Consider the following 19,001-nt stretch of genomic DNA (forward strand, 5'->3'; position numbering starts at 1 on the left):
ACCCCGACGACCACAAGAGCGAAACCCGACCGGCGAGAGTGATGAGCTATGACCGACACTCGACGGTGTGGGGGCGCTCGATAATGCACGTCTGTATGCTCACTGCGGGCGTGTTCCCGCCGGACGAGCGCATCGAGCAGGCCGGAGCGGCGCTGCGAGCCGACGGCCACGCGGTGACGGTGTGTGCGCGCGGCACGGGCAGTCCCGACCACGACATCGCCGATGGGGTCGACGTCCGCCGACTGCCCGACGACGAACTGTATTCGGGTCTCAAGGGCGTCCTCGACGGCGCGCGCTACGCGCTAGGGTTCACCCAGCCCGCGTGGCTGCGCGCCGCGAGCGACGTCGACGACGAACTGGCGATCGATGTCTGCTGTGTGACCGACCTTACCCTATTGAAGACGGGGCTAAAAATCGGCACCGACCTCGACGTTCCGGTCGTCTGTGACTTCCCGAGCGCGGCGGCTGCCGTGGCGTCCGACGAGAGCGCACGCGGCGGCCGCGTGCGGCAATACGCCCGCCGCGTGTTCCACTCGTCGTGGCGACGCAACCGCCTGCTCGAAACCCATCTCCCCGACGCGGACCGACTGGTGACGACCTGCGAGGAAGCGCGTGCGGCGTACGTCCGCGAGCGAGATATCGACCCCGAGCGCGTCGCGGTCGTCCGCGAGACCGCCAACGCCGACCTCGCCGCGACGACCGAACCGATCCGTGGGCTCGGCTTCGATGCCGAGAGGGCGTTCGTCGTCACCGTTCTCGCCGAGGAGGTTTCCCAAGAATCGCTCGAAACGCTCGTCGCGGCCGCGGCGCGGGCGGCCGACGCCGCCGCCGACCTTCGACTGATGCTCGTCGGCGACATCGACGAGGCGGCGCTCGACGACCTCGAACGATCGGCTCGGCGACGGCTGGCCGGCGGGCGAGTCACGTTCCGCACCGAAGTCGAGAACCCGGCCAGCTACCTCGCCGCGAGCGACGTCTGCGTGCTGCCTGGGCGCTCGCGCGCCCCCGAAACGACCGTCCCGAGGGAGTTATTCACCGCGCTGGCACTCGGCGTTCCGGTGCTCGCGGGCGAGACGCCGCCGCTGAAGCGGCTGCTCGGACTGACCGGGGCGGGGCTGTGCGTGCGGTGCGACGAACACGCGCTCACCGAAGCGCTGGTGGACCTCTCGGACGCCGAGCGCAGGGCGGAACTGGGAGCGAACGGCCGGGCGGCGGTCGACGGCGCGCTCAACCGCGCACACGACGCCGAGCGGTTGCGCGAACTGTTCGAGTCGCTGCTCTCGACGCCGGACCCCGACGTCACGATTCCGCGAGCAGGTTCGTGAGCGCCATCAGGTACGACCCGATCTCGTAGGACCCCTTGTACATCTGATCGGCAACGTCGAGGCGGTCGTCGATGGTGAGAAAGCGCATCGGGACGCCGAGCCCGCTCAGCTCGACGAGGTTTCCACGACTGCTATCGCCGTAGATCCAGGCCATCGCACGGCTCACCTCGGGACCGAAGTCGCGCTCGCCGCCCGCCGCCCGGTAGTGGGCGACCGCGTTGACGAAGAACGTCTGATGGCACTCGTAGAGGAAATCCCAGTAGGGCGGTCGGAAGCCGAGGCGTTTCGTCGCGCCGCGTCGTGCGCGCTGGACCGATGACACCTCGTCGTCCCAGACGAACGCGCCGTCGTCGCGCATGCGCTCGTCGACGGTCCGTTCGAGCACACGCTCGACGTTTTCGAGATAGCCGGTCTGGCCCGTCACCTCGATCGCGCGGGCGAACCCCCAGCAGGCGTACATCTGATTCTGATGCCGGCGGGTGGTGTGGTTGTCGAAGACGAACAGTCCGTCCGGCGTGAGCCGATCGTTCATCAGCGCCAACGCCTCCGAGAGCGCCTCTCGCACGACCGATCCGGACTCGCGCTCGGCGAGATACGACCAGCCGTAGGCCACTAAACTGTGCTCGGCGTGGGTGAAATCGAACCGTTCGTGTGAGTGCTCGAACAGCGTCCACGCGACGCGCTCGTGGGTGGCGTCGAACACCTCGGCCGCGAGCGAGAACGCACAGACGAGGGGGCCGATGCCGTAGCTCGGCATCGCCGGGAGGGCTCCGTTCTCGATCTCTTCGGTGAAGTAATCGAGCGCGCGCAGAAGCTTGTCATCGTAGCGATCGGTGCCGAGCGCGGAGGCGCGCCACTGCAACGCGCCCATCAGCCCGAACGGCGCGTAGCGCCACAGCTCGCGGTCGTCGGGCGTCCATTCGAGTTCGAGGTTCCCACCATCGCCATCGCCGACGATCTCGTAATCGAGTGCGCGCAGGATCTTTCCGTCCTCCGTGTCCCAGAACCCGTTTTCCTCGACCGGGCGGAACAGGCAATCGAGCGCGTCGTCGAGATAGTCCTGATAGTCGAGCGGTTCGGCCGCGAGCACGAGATACGAGGCGTCGTCCCAGCGCCCGCGGGCGGTGAGTTCGTCGCTCGCGCGCTCGGCAGCGCCGACGAACGGTTTCTGGAGACTCGCCGGAAGCATGTTGAGCGCCATGTGGACGTAGTAGGGGTACTGGAAGACGAGATCGGCGTCGAGCAGCCGCCAATCGGGCGCGAGCAGCGAGAGCGCCTCGCGCGGCTCGTAGTAGTGGTTGTCGGGCCAGCCGTTCGCGGCGTAGGGCGAGCGCGGTGTCGGCACCGAGAAGACGAACTTCCCGTCGCTATCGAGCACCCTTCCCACCTCTGCGGTGAGCGATTCGACGTCGAGAAATTTCCAGTCGTAGGGACCGATCGAGACGGCGGCGTCGAACGCGTCGTCGGCGAAGGGAAGGGTTGGCTGTTCGGGATCGGTACTCCGGTACTCGTCGACGGTGTCGCCGATGGTCTCGCTCGCGTAGGTACTCACATCATCGGAAAAGTCGACGCGGGCGAGCGAGTCGGCCGCGACGCCGCGGGTGACGTTCGCTTCGGAGGCGAGATCGAGCACGCGCCCGCCGTCGAGTGTGGCGAGCGCACGCCGGCGTTCCTCGTCGCGGAGCTGCTGGATGAGCGGGGTAGTCGGGGGCTGGCGCACCCACTTCCGGAGGATCGCGTCGCGGGTCACTGTCGGCAACGCGCTCTCGGCACACATTTAGCTATTCCTTCGCTCGTCTCCATCATGGTCGATCCGCTCGTCTCGGTCGTGATCCCGACCTACTACCGCAACGATCGCCTCCGCGAGGCCATCGAGAGCGTCGTCTCACAGACGCAGCCGACGGAGCTCGTCGTTGTCGACGACTCCGGCGAAGGCCACGCCAAACCCGTCGTCGACGAGTACGATCTCACATACGTTGCGCTCAATAGTAATGTGGGGTCGAACCCCGCCCGCAGCGTTGGTGCCGAGCGCGCCTCGGGCGAATACGTCCAGTTTCTCGACGACGACGACCGACTGCTGCCAACGAAACTCGCCGACCAGGTCGCACTGCTCGAACGCACGGGTGCGAGCGTGGTCTACTGCGGGATGACCTACGAAGACGGCACGACGATCCTCCCGGATCCGGCCGCCCGAGGCGACGTGCTCGCCCGCGCGCTCGAATTCTCGCTGTCGCCGTGTGTCACCTCGACGATGCTCGTCGCGCGCGACGCGCTTTCGAGAGTCCTGCCGCTACCCGACCGCCCCGGCGGCGACGATCTCGGATTGATGATCGATCTCGCGCGTGAGCACGAGTTCGAATACGTCGACGAGGCGCTGGTCGATCGCGCCGTCATCGAGGACTCGCGCGGTAAATCGCCGGGGCTTATCCGTGGACGCAAGGAGATCATCCATGAGTACGACGATCTCTACGACGACTTTCCGCCGAGAGTGCGGGCGAACGCGCTGGCGAACACCGACAAACTGGAGGCCAGGATGGCGCTGCGCGAGCAGCGGTGGTCGCTTCGGGCCGTGCGCTCGTTCGCGCTCGCGTGCTATCACGCGCCCTCGCTCCGGACCGCGATCCCCTTGTTCGCCTCCCTGTTCGGACAGGTGGGCATGAACGCGATGCAGCGTGGCTACTCGCTGGTTCGATAGCGGCTATTCGTCGTGCGATGCCCGCCAGTTCATCGCGGCGTCGCGCGCGCGGCGAGCAGCGCCGAGTGCTCGCCGGCCGAGCACGGCGAACAGCACGATGAACGCGCTCTCGGCGGTGCGCTCGTAGCCCATCGCGCGGCGTGCGTAGGCGAACGCGCGCCGGCGCTGGCCGCGTTCGAGCGCGACCCGCGCGTGCGCTCGACACTGCTTCTCGCGGAGGCGACGCTCGATGTCGGGGTATCTCTCGATCTCTTCGCGGTACTTCTCCCAGACCATCCGATTGACCTCGACACCGTGGGTGAGCTGCTGTGAGATGTTGTTCGTGTGGAAGATGCGCTCGACGAGGCGCTCGTCGACGTACTCGAACTCGTACTCCCTAGCGAGGCGGATACAGTGGTCCCAGTCCACCCCGCGGGGAAAGTCGGGGTCGAACCCACCCAGCTCGAAACACTCGGCGCGCAGCATGTGGCTCGAATGAGGATGGAGGCCAAAGCGAGCGATGACCTCGGGGTAGATGTCGCCGCGGCGCTCGGGCCGATAGACCCGCACGACTCGCTCGCCCTGTTTGACCACTCCGCCGGTGTAGACGATCCCGACCTCGTCGTTCGCGCGCTCGAAGGCCGCGAGCTGTTTTTCAACCTTTGCCTCGTGCCAGCGATCGTCGTCGTTGAGAACACAGATAAATTCGCCGTCGGCGAGGTCCGCTGCACGATTCATGCTCGCCGAGATTCCGCGGTTTTCATCGTTGTGGCGGACGCGCACGCGGTCGTCGTCCTCGTAGGCCGCGAGTCGTTCCGTCGTGTCGTCGGTCGAGCCGTCGTCGACGACAACGACCTCGGTCTCGTCGTGGCTCTGTTCGAGTACCGTTTCGATGGCCCCGGAAACGTAGTCGGCGCGGTTGTACGTCGGCAGGATAGCGCTGACGAGAGTCATAGGCCGGGTTCGACCCATCGCGGTGAAAACCCCTCGTGTCCGTTGTGGTGGGGGTTCCCGACCGGGCCGTGCCGTGAACCCACGCTTAAGTCCCTGACCATATTCGGGGTAGGCATGCACGTCTGTATGCTCCTCCCCGAGCGCTTCCCGCCGGACATCCGCGTCCGGAAGGAGGCGTCGGCGCTCCGGGCGGCCGGCCACTCCATCACGCTGCTCTGTCGCGGCGGTCCCGACGAGCGGAGTTTCGAGCGCATCGACGGCATCGACGTCGAGCGCCTGCCCGCCGGCGAACTGTTCGCCGGTCTCTCCGGACTAGCCGACGGACTCCGGTACGTGACGTCAGCCGTCCATCCGGCGTGGCGGCGCGCGGTCGTGGAACTCGACAGACAACAACCGATCGACGCCCTCCACGTCCACGATCTGCCGCTGGTGCAAACGGGGATCGCCATCGGCGAGGACCTCGAAATTCCTGTGATCGCCGACCTCCACGAGAACTACCCGGAAGCGGCCCGGCAGATACAGCGGATGCGCGGCTGGGGCGAGATCGCCCGTGACCCCGAGGCGCTCGTCCAGCGCGTCGCATTCGCACCGTGGCGGCTCAAGCGCCTCGAACGCACAGGGGTCCAACGGGCCGACCGCACTATCACCGTCTGTGAGGAGGCGCGCGCCCACTACCTCCGCGACTGCGGTGGCGAACCCAAAAAGGTGAAAGTCGTGGCGAACACCGTCGACCGCGAAGCCTTCGACACCGATGTCGGCCCGCCGGACACGCTCTCGTTCGGTCCCGAAGCGTTCGTAGTCTCGTACATCGGCAACTTCACGCGCCACCGTGGTCTCGACACGCTCATCGAGGGGTTCGCGGAACTCACCGAGAACACCCCGGAGGCACGGCTGTTGCTCGTCGGGAAGGGCAACGACAGCTACGTCGCGGGACTCGAAGCACTGGCTCGCTCGCTCGGCATCCGCGAGCAGGTGCAGTTCACTGGCTGGGTCGCCTTCGACGACGTGCCCAGATATCTGGCCGCGAGCGACGTCGCGGCCGTGCCACACGCCGCGACGCCACATACCGAAACCACCGTTCCGCACAAACTCTATCAGGCGATGGCGATGGGGATTCCGGTGGTCGTGACCGACGTCGCGCCGCTCGCACGCATCGTCGGCCACACCGAGAGCGGTCTCGTCGTGCCGGCCGGCGACGGCGCTGCGCTCGGCACGGCGCTCGCCGAACTCACCGACGATGAGCGTGCGGCCGAGTGCGGGGAAAAGGGGAAGCGGGCGGTCGACCGCGAGTACAACTGGGAACGCGACGGACGGCGACTGCGCGACCTCTACGACGGGCTGCGCGTCGAGGGGTAGCACCGACACACTCACCTCGACGGACCGACAACCGTCGGCGATGAGCATGGCCGACCTCCCCGAATTCTTCGACGAGTTCACCGAGCGCGATTGGCGGAGCGACGCGGACGGCACAGTCAGGATCGCGATGATCGGTCTCGGTTGGTGGACGCTCGAAAAGGCGCTCCCGGCCGTCGAGCGTTCTGAATTATGCGAGACGACGGTGCTCATCAGCAGCGACGCGGAGCGTGCGACGGCGACCGCCGAGCGCCACGAGACGATCCAGAAAGGCATTTCCTACGAGGCGTTCCACGAAGGGGCGGCCAGCGAGGCGTACGACGCCGTCTACATCGCCACGCCGAACGCCGTCCATCTGCAGTACGCCGAGACGGCCGCCGAGCTCGACAAGGCGATCCTCTGTGAGAAACCGATGGAGGCGAGCGTCGAGCGCGCCAAGAAACTGGTCGAAGCGTGCGAGTCGGTGCCGCTGATGGTCGCCTATCGGATGCAGACCGAACCGGCCGTCCGGCGGGCGCGCGAACTCGTTCGGGATGGGTTCGTCGGCGACTCCGTGGCGATCCACGGCGCGATGACCCAGCGCCTCTTGGAGATGAACCCCGACACCGACCAGTGGCGACTCGATCCGGATCTCGCGGGCTACGGTGCGAGCGTGATGGATCTGGGCATCTACCCGCTCAACACCGCTCGATTCGTCCTCGATGCCGACCCGCAGTCGGTGCAGGCGTCGATGAACTCGACTCACGACGCCTTCTCGAAGGTGCCCGACGAGCGCGCGAGCTTCGGCGTCGACTTCCCCGACGACGTTACGGCTACCTGCACGGCGAGTCAGAACGCCGCCCAGTCGAGCCATCTCCGGATCACGGGCACAGAGGGCGAACTCGAACTCGACCCCGTGTTCTTCCCCGACGAACCGCGGAAGCTCCGGGTACGGCGCGGTGACGTCGATGCAACCCTCGATTTCGACCAGCGCAGCCAGATGACCGAGGAGTTCGATTACTTCGCCGACTGCGTGCTCTCGGAAACCGAACCACATCCGAACGGCGAGCACGGACTCGTCGACATGCGCGCACTCGAAGCCATCTACGAGGCCGGAGAGACCGATTCGTCGGTTTCGCTCTGAAACCGGTTCCTCACGGCACCGGTACCCCTACCACTCGGCGACGGAACCGTCGTCGTGACGCCAGACCGGGTTGTGCCAGTCGATCTCGCCGGCCTGTTCGCGGACGTACTCTTCATCGATCTCGATACCGAGCCCCGGCCCGTCGGGGATCTCGACGAACCCGTCCTCGTAGTCGAACACCGACGGATCGGCGAGATAGTCGAGCACGTCGCTTCCCCGATTGTAGTGGATCCCGAGACTCTGTTCCTGGATGTGCGCGTTGTGCGCGCAGGCATCGACTTGGAGACACGAGGCGAGCGCGATCGGGCCGAGCGGGCAGTGCGGCGCGAGCGCGACGTCGTGGGCTTCGGCCATGCTCGCGATCTTGTGGACCTCGGTGATGCCGCCGGCGTGTGAGAGGTCGGGTTGGATCACGTCGACGCCGCCGCTTTCGAGCAGGGGTGCGAAATCCGTCCGCGAGTAGTGGCGTTCGCCGGTCGCGATCGGTGTCGTCGTGTGGGTGGCAACCTCGGGGAGGAGGTCGTCGTGCTCAGGCAGGACGGGTTCCTCGATGAACATCGGATCGTGCGGTTCGAGCACCCCCGCGAGACGTTTGGCCATCGGTTTCGCGACCCGCCCATGAAAGTCGACGCCGATTCCGACCTCGGGACCGACCGCCTCGCGCACCGTTGCGAGCCGCTCGCCGACGGCCTCGATCGCGGCCGGCGATTCGACGCGTCGGAATTCGGCGGTCGCGTTCATCTTCAGCGCGTCGAACCCCGCGGCGACGCGCTCGCTGGCCGCCTCGGCGACGTCGCTCGGCCGGTCGCCGCCGACCCAGCTGTACACCTGCATCCGGTCCCTGACCGGGCCACCGAGCAGTTCGTGGACGGGCGCGTCGAACCCCTTCCCCTTGAGATCCCAGAGCGCCTGGTCGACGCCCGCGATGGCGCTCATCAGCACCGGTCCGCCACGATAAAAGCCGCCGCGGTACATCGCCTGCCAGTGGTCCTCGATCGGGTCGGGATCCGCGCCGAGAAGGTGGCTCTCGAACAGTTCCTCGACGGCCGCTCTGACCGTGTGTGCCCGCCCCTCGACGACGGGTTCGCCCCAGCCGACGCGCCCGTCGCTCGTCTCGACGCGGAGAAACAGCCAGCGCGGCGGGACGGCGAACAGTTCGTAGTCGGTGATCTCGCTCATGGGATGGATGGTGGCGACCGGCTGAAAAGCACACCGAGTCGCTACAGCTGCGGCTCGACGGTTTCGGCGTCGAGATTGCGGTTGTGCAGCGCCTCGCCGGTTTCGGCGTCGAACAGGTGGATCGCGTCCTCGGGAAGCCGTGCGATCACCGGTTGGCCCGCCTCGATGCGGCGTAGCCCGCCGATGGTCGCCACGAACGTCCGTGATTCGTCCATGTCCAGTTCCGCGGCGCTCTCGTCGCCCTCGAAGGCGAGATAGACGTTGTTGTCGCTGCCGACCGGTTCGACCACGTCGACCACCGTGCGGAAATCGTGCTCATCCTCGACTGCGTCGACGAGTTCGATATCCTCGGGACGGACGCCGAGGGTCACGTCGATCGCGTCACCGAGATCCGCACGAATCTCCTCCGAAAGCGAATACTCGAAGTTCTCGCCGACGAGTCGTCCGTTCTCGACTTCCATCTCGAAGAAGTTCATCGACGGCTCGCCGATGAAGCCCGCGACGAACCGGTTTGCGGGTTCGTGGTAGGCCTCCAATGGTGTGGCGACCTGCTGGAGTCGCCCGTCGTCGAGGATGGCGATGCGGTCGCCCATCGTCATCGCCTCGGTCTGGTCGTGGGTCACGTAGACCGTCGTCACGCCGAGATCCTCCTGCATCCGCTGGAGTTCGGTCCGCATCTGCGAGCGCAGTTTCGCATCCAGGTTCGACAGCGGTTCGTCCATCAGGAACACCGACGGACTGCGGACGATCGCACGCCCGAGCGCGACGCGCTGTTGCTGGCCACCCGATAACTCGCCGGGTTTGCGGTCGAGTAATCCTCCGATCCCCATCATCTCGGCGGTGGATTCGACCTGTGTCCGAATCTCGTCGTCGGGCATGTCCGTGCTCTCTTCGAGCCCGAAACTCATGTTCTCGCGCACGGTCATGTGGGGATAGAGCGCGTAGCTCTGGAACACCATTGCAATGTCGCGGTCTGCGGGCTGGCGGTCGTTGATCACTTGGTCGTCGAGACTGATGGTGCCCGACGAGACGGATTCGAGACCCGCGATCATCCGCAGCGTCGTGCTCTTCCCACAGCCGGACGGTCCGACGAGGACGATGAACTCGCCGTCGTCGATGTCGAACGAGGCGTCGTCGACGGCGACGATGTCGTTCCCGCCGTCGTCGAAGCGTTTGGTGACGCCGTCGAGTCTCAGTTCGGCCATTCGGTACCTCCGGTCGTTCGAGATGTGTTTTCGGTCATTGGTATCTACGTCCGTCCGGCGACACCACGCGCGAACTGGTCGCCGAAGATGATGAAGACGAGCAGCGTCGGCAGCGCAGTCAGGAACGCGCCGGCCATCCGCAGCCCGAAATCGACGCCTTCGAGGCTCGCACCCAGTCCCACGAGCGAGAGGGTCACCGGGGCCGACGGTCCCGTGCCCCCGACGAGGATCAGCGCGAACAGCAGTTCGTTCCAGATCTGCGTGAACTGGTAGATCAGCACCACCGCGAACATCGGTCCCGACAGCGGCAGAATGATGCGTCGATAGATCTCGAAGACGCCCGCGCCGTCGAGGCGCGCCGCCTCGACCATCTCCTCGGAGAGGCCCATGTAGTAGCCCCTGAACAGCACCGTCGAGATGGGGATGCCGTAGGCGGTGTGCGTGACGATCAACTCGATGAGATCCGCGTGATACGGCTCGAACAGCGGCAGTGCCCACAGCGGCGACAGCATCTCCTCGAGCGGTATCATCGACCAGAACTGCGACAGCGGTACCAGCACGGCCTGATACGGGATGAACACGCCGGCGACGAACAACGCGAAGATCGGTACCTGCCCCTTCCAACTGATCTGTGTCAGACCGTAGGCCGCGAGGCTGCCGAACAGCGCACCGAGCACCGTCGCCGGAATCGTCATCACGAGGCTGTTGACCAACCCCGACGAGAGCGTGTCGAACGCCGCCATCCAGTTTTCGAGGGTGAACCCACCCGGTCCAGGCGGGAGATACGGCGCGGTGCCGACGACCGCCTCGTCGGTCTTGAACGACGTGACGAGACCCGCCTCGATGGGAATCAGGAAGTAGACGGCGATGACCGCGAGCAGCGCGTACAGGAGGATGCGTCCCCTGCCGATGGCCGCGCGGAGGTCGCCCGTCGACGAGCGGGGACTCGTCGACGATCCGCCGTCGGTCGCGGCGGTTTCCTGACTCATAGCGCACCCCGGCGGTGCTGGCTGTAGAGATACGGGATGACGACGAGCAGCGCGAGGACGTAGAGCACGATGGCAATCGCCGAGCCGTACGCCCAGTTCTGGTTCGAGTACGCCTCACGAACCATCAGCGTCGCGAGGATGTCGGCCCCCGCAGCGGGCCGGTACTGGCCGAACAGCGCGTAGAGGAAGTCGAACGCTTTGAGCGCGGCGATCATCAGCACCACGAGTGCGCTGATGACCGACCCCCTGAGCTGGGGGATGATGACCCGCCAATACATCCTGATCGTGCTCGCGCCGTCGATGCGCGCCGCCTCGAAGTGCTCGTCGGGAATCGCCTGCAACCCGGCGAGAAAGACCACCATCGCGTAGCCGCTGAATTGCCAGACCAGCGCGAAGATGACCGCCCCGAGCACGAGCTGTGGATTGCCGATCCAGTCCGGGCGCAGTCCGACGACGCCCACGACGGAGTTGACGATGCCGTTATCGATGTCGTACATCCACGCCCAGAGCTGGGCGGTCACGACGAACGAGAGACTGAACGGTAGCAGGTACAGCGTCCGGAACGTGTTCTGGAATCGCAGCGTCCGGTCGAGCAGGATCGCGAGCACCAGCCCGACCACGAGACAGAGGATCGTGAACGCGACCAACAGGACGAACGTGTTGCGCGCGGCGTTGATGAACGCCTCGCTCCCGAGGAGGTCGACGTACTGCTGGAAGTCGAGCGCGGAGTAGTCCGGACTGCCGAACCCCTCCATGTCCGTCAGCGAGATGAGGAAGTTCCAGCCGATGGCCCCGTAGACGAACAGCCCCATCAGCAAGAACGGCGGCAGCCAGAACGGGAGCGAGCCGACGAACCGGCTGTTGCGCAGCGAGCGCAGCCGACTCGACGATCCCGTGTCGGCCGAGCCACGGCTCACGGTCGCCCCGCCATCGGTACGAACCGCGGTCTCGGCGTCGGAGTCGCCCGTGAACCGGGCGCGGAGATCGCCGAGCCGCGAGCGGACCGACCGTCGCACGCTAGTTCGATCCGGAGACGGCATCGAGCATCCCCTTGGTTGCGGAATCGAGGTTCCCCGAGCCGAGGAACTCGTTGGTGATCACGCCGTCGATGTCCGAGTGGACGTCGGGCAACACCGCGAGTCCGTGGGCGATGGTCGGCGGCTTGTGCGAGACGCTGTTGTAATCCTTGATGGTCTGGGTGAGATACGGGTCGAACTTGTCGGTCGGGGCGTCGGTGCGCGGCGGGATCGACCCCTTGTACTGGTTGAACGCGACCTGCGCCTCGGTCGTACCCACGTACGAGAGGAACGTCTTCGCGGCCTCCGGTGCCGGTCCGTCGGCGGGGAACGGGAACGAATCGAGGTGCATCCCGTACATGTCGTCGGTGCCCGGGAAGGAGACGTTGTTCCAGTCCTTCTCGTACTCGAAATTCTTCTGGTTGCGGTAGGAGCCGGCGACCCAGTTGCCGTTGTGCATGAACGCCGCCTCGCCGTTCATGAGCTTCTGGTTGGCCTGCGTGAAGCCGATGCTCGAAGCGTCGTCGTTGATGTGGTCGAAGTAGTTCTGAACCGTTTTGAACGCCTTCCGAACGGCCTTCTCGTCGCCCTTGCCGTTGACGTAGTCCATGAAGCCCTGATAGCCGGCCTGGCCCTGCATGACGACTTCCCAGAGCTGGAGCGTCGTGAACGGTGCTTCGAGGCCCTGTGCCATGCCGACGGCGTCGGTGTTCTGCTCGACCGTCTTGAGTGCGGCCGTCAGATCGCTCGGTTTCGAGAAGCTCGACGGGTCGACACCGGCTTCCTCGACGACCGAGACGTTGTAAAAGAGATCGTTCATCCGGTGAGAGCCGATCGGTACTGCCACATATGGTCCGGAGCCGACGGATTTCGAGCTCTCGCCGACCTGCGAGTAGGTCTTTGCCTCCTTCGAGTAGTTCTGCTTGAGGTCCTTGGTCCAGACGTCGTTGCTGACGTCGCCGAGAAGCCCGGCGCTGGTGAACTGGACGAGGTTGTTGCCGGGCCAGTCGGCCCACGAACTGGGGAGGTTGCCGTTCTGTGCGCGGTTCGAGATGGTCGTATCGAGATTTGTATTGCCGCCACCACCGATGGCCTGGAAGTCGGTGTTGACGTCGGAGTGGGCTTTCTCGAACTTCTTGATGAGGTTGTTGATGGCCTTCTTGCCGTCGCCGCCGGTCCAGCCGTGAAGGACCTGTAGCTCGCCACCACCCGACGAGCCGCCACCGCTGCTGTTGTTCCCGCCGCTGCCGTTCCCGCCGCCACCGCTACCACCGACACAGCCAGCCAGACCGGCCATGGCGGCGGCGCTCGTTGCCGCTGTGCCCTTCAGATACCTGCGCCGCGAGTAGCTCGATTCGGAGTCGGACATCGTTCCCTTCGAAAACCGAAACGAACTATGATATAGCTTTCGACGGGCGAAGGAGCCTTGCCGGCTATCGGTTTTGTGGCTCGGTTTCGGGACGAAACGAACCTTCGACGAGTCGGACGATGGTACCGTGGCTTGGATGCTACGCTCGCGCAAATAGTGGAGATCGGCGATTTGCTGGCTCGATTTCGCTTCGCTCAGTCGAACGCCGTGGAACGGTGTTCCACGAGCTCGATGCGGCTACGCCGCATCGAACAGTTCCTCGCCCTCGACCATATGCTCGGAAACGGTATTCATATCGAGTGTCAGTCCCAGCCCCGGTTGCTCGGGGATCTCGATCGCGCCCTCGCTGATGACCGACTCCTCGACGAGGTCCGCCCACCAGCCGAGCTGATAGGAGTGATATTCGACGGCCAGCGAGTTCGGGATGGCCGCACCGACCTGTGCGCTCGCCATCGTTCCCACCGGGGAGGCGACGTTGTGCATCGCCACCGGCACGTAGTAGCTGTCGGCCATGTCCGCGACCTTTCTCGTCTCGCGCATCCCGCCCATCTTCGGGAGATCCGGCGCGACGACGTCGACGGCCTGCTCTTCGAGGAGGCGGCGGTAGCCGTGCTTGCGGTAGACGTTCTCGCCGGCGGCGATCGGGGTGGTCGTACTGGCCGTGATCTCGCGCTGGACGTCGTGGTTCTCCGGCGGAACGGGGTCTTCGAGCCACCACACGTCGAGGTCTTCGATGGCCCGCGCGATGCGTTTGGCGCTGCCACCAGTGAAGGCCCAGTGACAGTCGAAGGCGGCGTCGGCCCGCCCATCCAACCGTTCCGTGACGGTCCGAACGATGTCGACCTTGTGCTCGATTTCGGGGTTTCGGAGGTGGCGATTCGCTTTGTCTTTCTCGTGGCCCGACGGCACGTCGAGGTCGAACTTGAGCGCGTCGTAGCCCAACTCCTCGACGACGCGCTCTGCCTCGTCGGCGTTCGACTCGGGATCCGCCTCCTCGCCGGCGTGACAGTCACAGTAGACGCGCACCGAATCGCGGTACTTTCCACCGAGGAGTTGATAGGCCGGTAGTTCGAGGATCTTGCCCGCGAGGTCGTGCAGCGCGATCTCGATGCCCGAGATGGCGGTCACGACGGTGCCCCCGATCGACCCCTCGCCGGACATCTTCTGGACCAGATGTTCGAACAGACGGTCGATGTCGAGGGGGTTCTCGCCCATCACGAAGGGTTTCATCCGGGCGATGATTTCCGGCACGCCAGCGCCCCAGTAGGCCTCGCCCGTGCCGACGATGCCCGCGTCGGTGTACACTCGCACCAAAGTCCACGGGAAGTTGCCGTCGACCATCGTCGTCTGCACGTCGGTAATCTCGACGTCGCGCCCGCCGCCGCGTTTCGCTCTGACGCCCATCGTCCCCGACGAGAGGTCGCGCATCGTGTACTCGGCGTTCGGATCGTGTAGGTCGGCGTAATCAATGCCCATACGTGGAAATTCACTCGCGTGCTAATAAAACGGCGACACTCCGGTCGGTGGTAGCGGTGGCCGTGTCAGGCCGGGAACAACGTCGAGAGAACGAGCACCGAAAGCAGGCCCATGACCGAGATGATCGTCGTGAGCACGGTCCACGTTTTGAGGGTTTCTGCCTGTGTCAGCCCGCCGATTTCCTTGACGATCCAGAAGCCGCTGTCGTTGTACCACGAGAAGATGAGTCCGCCGGCACCGATCGCCGCCGCGACGTACACCGGGCGCGCGCTCGCTTGCTGGAGAAGCGGCGCGACGATGCCGGCGGTCGTCAGGAGTGCAACGGTGGTCGATCCCTGCACGATTCGCACGGCGGCGGCGATAACCCACGATGTGACGATGAGTCCGAGACCGACGCCCGAGAGGATGCCGGCGATGTATCCCCCGACGCCGGCTGCGGCCAACATCGCGCCGAACGCGCCGCCGGCGGCAGTGATGGCCGCGATGTTCCCGCCGGTTCTGAGCGCGCCGGTGAGCTCCTCGGACCATTCGTCCCTATCGACGCTGGTGAGTCGATAGTAGGTTATCGCTGCGGCGAGCGCGGCGACGGTCAGCGCGACGTTCGAATCGCCGATGAACGACGTGACCGCGTTGAGCGTCTCGTTCCCCCCGAAGAACGTACTGGAGATCGTCTGCGCGCCGATGAGCACCACGGCGAGCGCGATCGGCAGCGACGCCTCGAACAGGCCCGGCAACTCGTCTCTCGAACGGGTCGCGAGTTCGGTGAGTTCCTCGCCCGAGGTGTCGATCGAATCACGCAACGGGATGTCGAGCCGGCGGTTGATCCAGTGTCCGTAGAGGATACCGCCGACGATGGACGACGGGATCCCGATGGTGATGCCGACGACGATGAGCAATCCGAGATTGATGCCGAGTTCGCTCGCTACCGCGAGCGGTCCCGGTGTCGGCGGGACGAACGCGTGCGTGGTCGCGGCGCTCGCGCCGATGGCGACGATAAAGAGGGTGTAATTTTTCCCAACGCGGGCACGCATCGACCGCGCGAGCGGCGCGAGGAGGTAGAACACGTTGTCGAAGAACACAGGAATGGAGAGCACGAACCCGCTGCCGAACAGCGCGAGATACGACGAGTCCTCGTCGGTAAAGCGCTCGAACCCGCGAACGATCCTGACCGCCGCGCCGCTTTCCATCATCGTCTTGCCGATGACTGCGGCCATCAAGATCGGGATGCCGATGCCGGTCATCCCCTCACCGAAGGCGGTCGCGACCCGCGAGGCGACCTCTCCCAACGGGATTTCGGCTGTGACGACGCCGACGGTGAACGCGGCGATGACGAGTCCGATGAACGGGGGCACGTCGAACTGGACGAGCAGGAGGACCACAACCACGAGTCCGACGAGAAACGCTACCGCGGGGTCGTACTGGCCGAACAGGAGTGGTATGGAGTGATACGACACACCACTAGTAGATCCACATCCGAGGTAATAATCTTTCCATATATTGGAATAATAACCGTGGATACTACCAAACGTACCGGTGGTGAAACGGAGCAAGAACACGCCTTCAGTGACGGTACTGACTCACAGATATCAGTCGAGCGCAGTCAGCCGGTTGAGTGCGTAGATGATGCGCAGGATCGCGGCGGCCTCGCCGCGGTCGAAGACGAGTTCATCAGTTCGAATAACGTGGTCGAGCACCGCCCGCGAGGCGTGGTCGGGCGCGGCGGCGATCCCTTTTCCATCGGCGGCCCACTCCATCACGCGCAGGTCGGACTTCGAATCGCCCATCACGAGCGCGAACGGGTCGTCCACTCCAAGGACCTCGAAGGCCGCCTCGACGCCGACGACTTTGTTCAACTCTAGACTGCCGACCTCGGCGGCGTCGGCCTCGTAGTAGGCGACGTCGATGCGCTCGAAGACCTCGGTGAGCGCCGCCGGCAGTTCCGCCGAATCGCGTTTCGGGAGTTCGCCGCGACGTTCGAGCACGCCACGGATTTCGGGGTCGACTGCGGCGTAGAAGGTCCGCGCCCACTCGCTGCCGTCCTCAACGTCAGTTTCTTCCGCAACGACCGTGCCGAGCAGGTCAACGAGATAGCAGAGCGCCCGGTCGATGATGTCCCTCGCCTCCCGACTCCCGGTCTCGGCGTTCGGCTTCAGGGTGACGTTGAACTCGTTGCCTTGCAGGTGACAGCCCGCCCGAATCCCGTCGGGAGCCTCGGGCAGTACGCGCGAACGCAACCCGTAGAAGACGTTCTGCATCCCCTCGTCGAGGCGCTCGTAGAGCAACTTTTTGGTGTCCGTGCCGTGACCGGGCGTGAACGCGCCGGTGCCGGCCTCGTAGACGATGCTGAGAGTTCCCGAGTGAACGAGTTCACTGCCGAGACCCTGAATGGCGAATCCTTTCACGTTTTCGAGGGTTTGGCCGGTACAGATGACGATCGGCACTCCCTCCTCGTGGAGTTCGGTCAGGTAATGGAGCGTCTCGCGAGGGATCTCGTTGTCCGTGCCGCCAGCAGAACGGAGGGTCTCGTCGACGTCGAGCACGAGGACGTTCACCCCGCGACCGTGTTTCGTCAGGAGGTCGAGCGCCGTAAAGGCCTCCTCGCGGGTCGCGTGGGCGGCGACCTCACAGAGGGTTTCGCCGTGATCGAAGGCGTCTCGAATCTCCCCCTTTCGCCTATCGAGTTCGGTGTCGATCGCCTGGTACTGTTCGAGCGCGACGCGCGAATCGACGGGTGGAAAGACGTCGACGAACCGCTGATGGTCGCGCAAACCATCGGTGTCGAACGACTCGTAGAGGTCGTAGAGCAGGTCGTAGCGGTCCATGCGTGCGGACGGAGCCGCGCGCATAAGCGTGTGCCGGCGGCTTGGTTGGAGAGTTAGAGCAATCCTTCGGCACGAAGCGTGGCTTCGAGCTGTGACTGCTCCCCGTCGTCCATCCCCTGTAGCGGACTCCGCAGCGTGCCGGCGTCGAACCCGCGCAGCGAGAGCGCGGCCTTCACGCCGGCCATGTACGGCCCGCCCTTGAACGCCTCGCGCACGCGATAGAGGCTGCTCTGGCACTCGCGGGCGTGCTCGATATCGCCCGCCGCGTAGGACTCGTGGAGGTCGACCAGCAGTTCGGGGAAGGCGTTCGCCACCGCGCTCACGCCGCCGGTACAGCCGACGAGACGACCCGGCAACTGGAGCGAGTCCGACCCGGCCAGAAAGGCGAGGTCGGAATGTTCGTCGATGGCGCGGCTGAGCCACGGTACGTCCTTGCTCGAATCCTTCAACCCTGCGATGGCGTCGATGTCGGCGAGCGCGTCGAGCGTCGCGTGGCCGAGCGCGTTGCCCGTTCTGGAGGGGATGTGGTAGATGTAGAGCGGGCAGTCCACGGCGTCGGCGACGTGGCGGTAGTGTTCGACCGTTCCCGTCTCGTCGAGCGGGTAGTAGTAGGGCGTGACGACCACGATGCCGTCCACGCCGGCGTCAGCGGCGCGTTCGGCGCGCGCGACGGTGTGGCGGGTGCTCGGCGCGCCGACGCCCGCGATGACGGGCACTTCGCCGCCGACTTCGTCGACGACCGCCTCGACGACACCGATCTGTTCGTCGGCGTCGAGCAGGGCGAACTCGCCGTTCGTCCCGAGCGGGAAGACGCCGTGGACGCCCCGGTCGACGACGAAGCGCGCGTGGGCGGCCGTACTCTCGTAATCGACCGATTCGTCGTCGGCGAAGACGGTCACCGTCGGCGGGATGACGCCCCCGAGATCGAGCGGGTCCGCGCTGGCGGTCGCGTCGTAACTCATGGCTCCCCGTTCTCGGCGGGCGGGTATAAACGGTCCGGGGACGGATTCCACAACGACTACAACCCCACTCGCGTAGGTCGAGCCATGACTGACGTGCTCGCGCTCGGCGAGACAATGGTGCTATTCGGCCCCGAGGAGTCGGGTCCAATGAAACACCAGCAGACATACAAAAAGAGCCTCGGCGGGGCCGAGAGCAACGTCGCCATCGCCCTCTCGCGGCTCGGTAACGATGTGGCCTGGCACAGCAAGCTCGGTGCGGACCCACATGGCGAGTACGTCAACTCCTTCGTCCGCGGCGAGGGCGTCGATACCTCGACTGTGAAATTCACCGAGGACGCCCCGACGGGCCTCATGTTCAAGGAGCGCCGCGCGCTCGGCGAGAGTTCGGTGTACTACTATCGGCACGGCTCGGCCGCGAGCACGATGACGCCCGCCGATCCTGTCCCTTATACACATCTGACGCTGCCGACGATATGCAGTGTTTAGATCTCGGTGGTCCGCGTATCACTAAAAAAAAAATAAGTCTAGAACAACCAGATACCAGTTGTATCTTA

At 65.3% G+C, this 19,001-nt stretch carries 15 protein-coding genes; 4 read left to right on the forward strand and 11 right to left on the reverse strand.

Annotated elements, in window-relative coordinates:
* Nucleotides 1-41 precede the first annotated feature (41 nt).
* Nucleotides 42-1,325: a glycosyltransferase gene (locus ACP97_RS04165; protein ID WP_237561086.1), complete on the forward strand. Its 1,284-nt coding sequence runs from the start codon at nt 42-44 to the stop codon at nt 1,323-1,325.
* Here ACP97_RS04165 and ACP97_RS04170 read toward each other — a convergent pair.
* Nucleotides 1,300-3,102, reverse strand: coding sequence for a class I SAM-dependent methyltransferase (locus ACP97_RS04170; RefSeq protein WP_049996573.1), 1,803 nt, complete (start codon nt 3,100-3,102; stop codon nt 1,300-1,302). The two genes, ACP97_RS04165 and ACP97_RS04170, sit on opposite strands and share 26 nt — an antisense overlap.
* A 27-nt stretch (nt 3,103-3,129) precedes the next feature.
* Between ACP97_RS04170 and ACP97_RS04175 the strand changes: the two genes are divergently transcribed.
* Complete coding sequence (locus tag ACP97_RS04175; RefSeq protein WP_049996574.1) at nt 3,130-4,020, forward strand: glycosyltransferase family 2 protein; 891 nt, start codon at nt 3,130-3,132, stop codon at nt 4,018-4,020.
* A gap of 3 nt (nt 4,021-4,023) precedes the next feature.
* On the opposite strand, the gene ACP97_RS04180 is transcribed toward ACP97_RS04175, so the two are convergent.
* Nucleotides 4,024-4,953: a glycosyltransferase family 2 protein gene (locus ACP97_RS04180; protein ID WP_049996575.1), complete on the reverse strand. Its 930-nt coding sequence runs from the start codon at nt 4,951-4,953 to the stop codon at nt 4,024-4,026.
* 114 nt (nt 4,954-5,067) lie between these two features.
* On the opposite strand from ACP97_RS04180, the gene ACP97_RS04185 reads away from it, so the two are divergent.
* Nucleotides 5,068-6,309, forward strand: a complete 1,242-nt coding sequence (locus ACP97_RS04185) for a glycosyltransferase family 4 protein (RefSeq protein ID WP_049996576.1) — start codon at nt 5,068-5,070, stop codon at nt 6,307-6,309.
* Nucleotides 6,310-6,349: 40 nt separating this feature from the next.
* Nucleotides 6,350-7,429, forward strand: coding sequence for a D-xylose 1-dehydrogenase Gfo6 (gene gfo6 / locus ACP97_RS04190; RefSeq protein WP_049996577.1), 1,080 nt, complete (start codon nt 6,350-6,352; stop codon nt 7,427-7,429).
* 27 nt (nt 7,430-7,456) lie between these two features.
* On the opposite strand, the gene dgoD is transcribed toward gfo6, so the two are convergent.
* From dgoD to ACP97_RS04235, 9 genes are all read right to left on the reverse strand, one after another.
* Nucleotides 7,457-8,608, reverse strand: a complete 1,152-nt coding sequence (dgoD, locus tag ACP97_RS04195; RefSeq protein ID WP_049996578.1) for a galactonate dehydratase — start codon at nt 8,606-8,608, stop codon at nt 7,457-7,459.
* A 41-nt stretch (nt 8,609-8,649) separates the two neighbouring features.
* Nucleotides 8,650-9,813, reverse strand: a complete 1,164-nt coding sequence (locus ACP97_RS04200) for an ABC transporter ATP-binding protein (protein ID WP_049996579.1) — start codon at nt 9,811-9,813, stop codon at nt 8,650-8,652.
* Nucleotides 9,814-9,857: 44 nt separating this feature from the next.
* Nucleotides 9,858-10,802 carry a carbohydrate ABC transporter permease gene (locus tag ACP97_RS04205; protein WP_049996580.1) on the reverse strand — a complete coding sequence of 315 codons (945 nt, stop codon included), beginning with the start codon at nt 10,800-10,802 and terminating at the stop codon, nt 9,858-9,860.
* On the reverse strand, nt 10,799-11,842 hold the full coding sequence (locus ACP97_RS04210) for a carbohydrate ABC transporter permease (protein WP_202593553.1): 1,044 nt from the start codon (nt 11,840-11,842) through the stop codon (nt 10,799-10,801). The genes ACP97_RS04205 and ACP97_RS04210 overlap by 4 nt, the downstream gene beginning before the upstream one ends.
* Nucleotides 11,820-13,187, reverse strand: coding sequence for an ABC transporter substrate-binding protein (locus ACP97_RS04215; protein WP_049996582.1), 1,368 nt, complete (start codon nt 13,185-13,187; stop codon nt 11,820-11,822). The genes ACP97_RS04210 and ACP97_RS04215 overlap by 23 nt, the downstream gene beginning before the upstream one ends.
* Before the next feature lie 237 nt (nt 13,188-13,424).
* Nucleotides 13,425-14,663, reverse strand: coding sequence for a mandelate racemase/muconate lactonizing enzyme family protein (locus tag ACP97_RS04220; RefSeq protein ID WP_049996583.1), 1,239 nt, complete (start codon nt 14,661-14,663; stop codon nt 13,425-13,427).
* 65 nt (nt 14,664-14,728) lie between these two features.
* Nucleotides 14,729-16,117 (reverse strand): GntP family permease, encoded by a 1,389-nt coding sequence (locus ACP97_RS04225; protein ID WP_049996584.1) that lies wholly within the window; start codon nt 16,115-16,117, stop codon nt 14,729-14,731.
* A gap of 132 nt (nt 16,118-16,249) precedes the next feature.
* A complete protein-coding gene (locus tag ACP97_RS04230; protein ID WP_049996585.1) occupies nt 16,250-17,485 on the reverse strand; it encodes an HAD family hydrolase in 1,236 nt (411 codons plus the stop codon).
* Nucleotides 17,486-17,538: 53 nt separating this feature from the next.
* Nucleotides 17,539-18,447: a dihydrodipicolinate synthase family protein gene (locus ACP97_RS04235; RefSeq protein ID WP_049996586.1), complete on the reverse strand. Its 909-nt coding sequence runs from the start codon at nt 18,445-18,447 to the stop codon at nt 17,539-17,541.
* Nucleotides 18,448-19,001: the final 554 nt, after the last annotated feature.

It is taken from the genome of Halococcus sediminicola, from assembly GCF_000755245.1.
GTDB lineage: Archaea > Halobacteriota > Halobacteria > Halobacteriales > Halococcaceae > Halococcus > Halococcus sediminicola.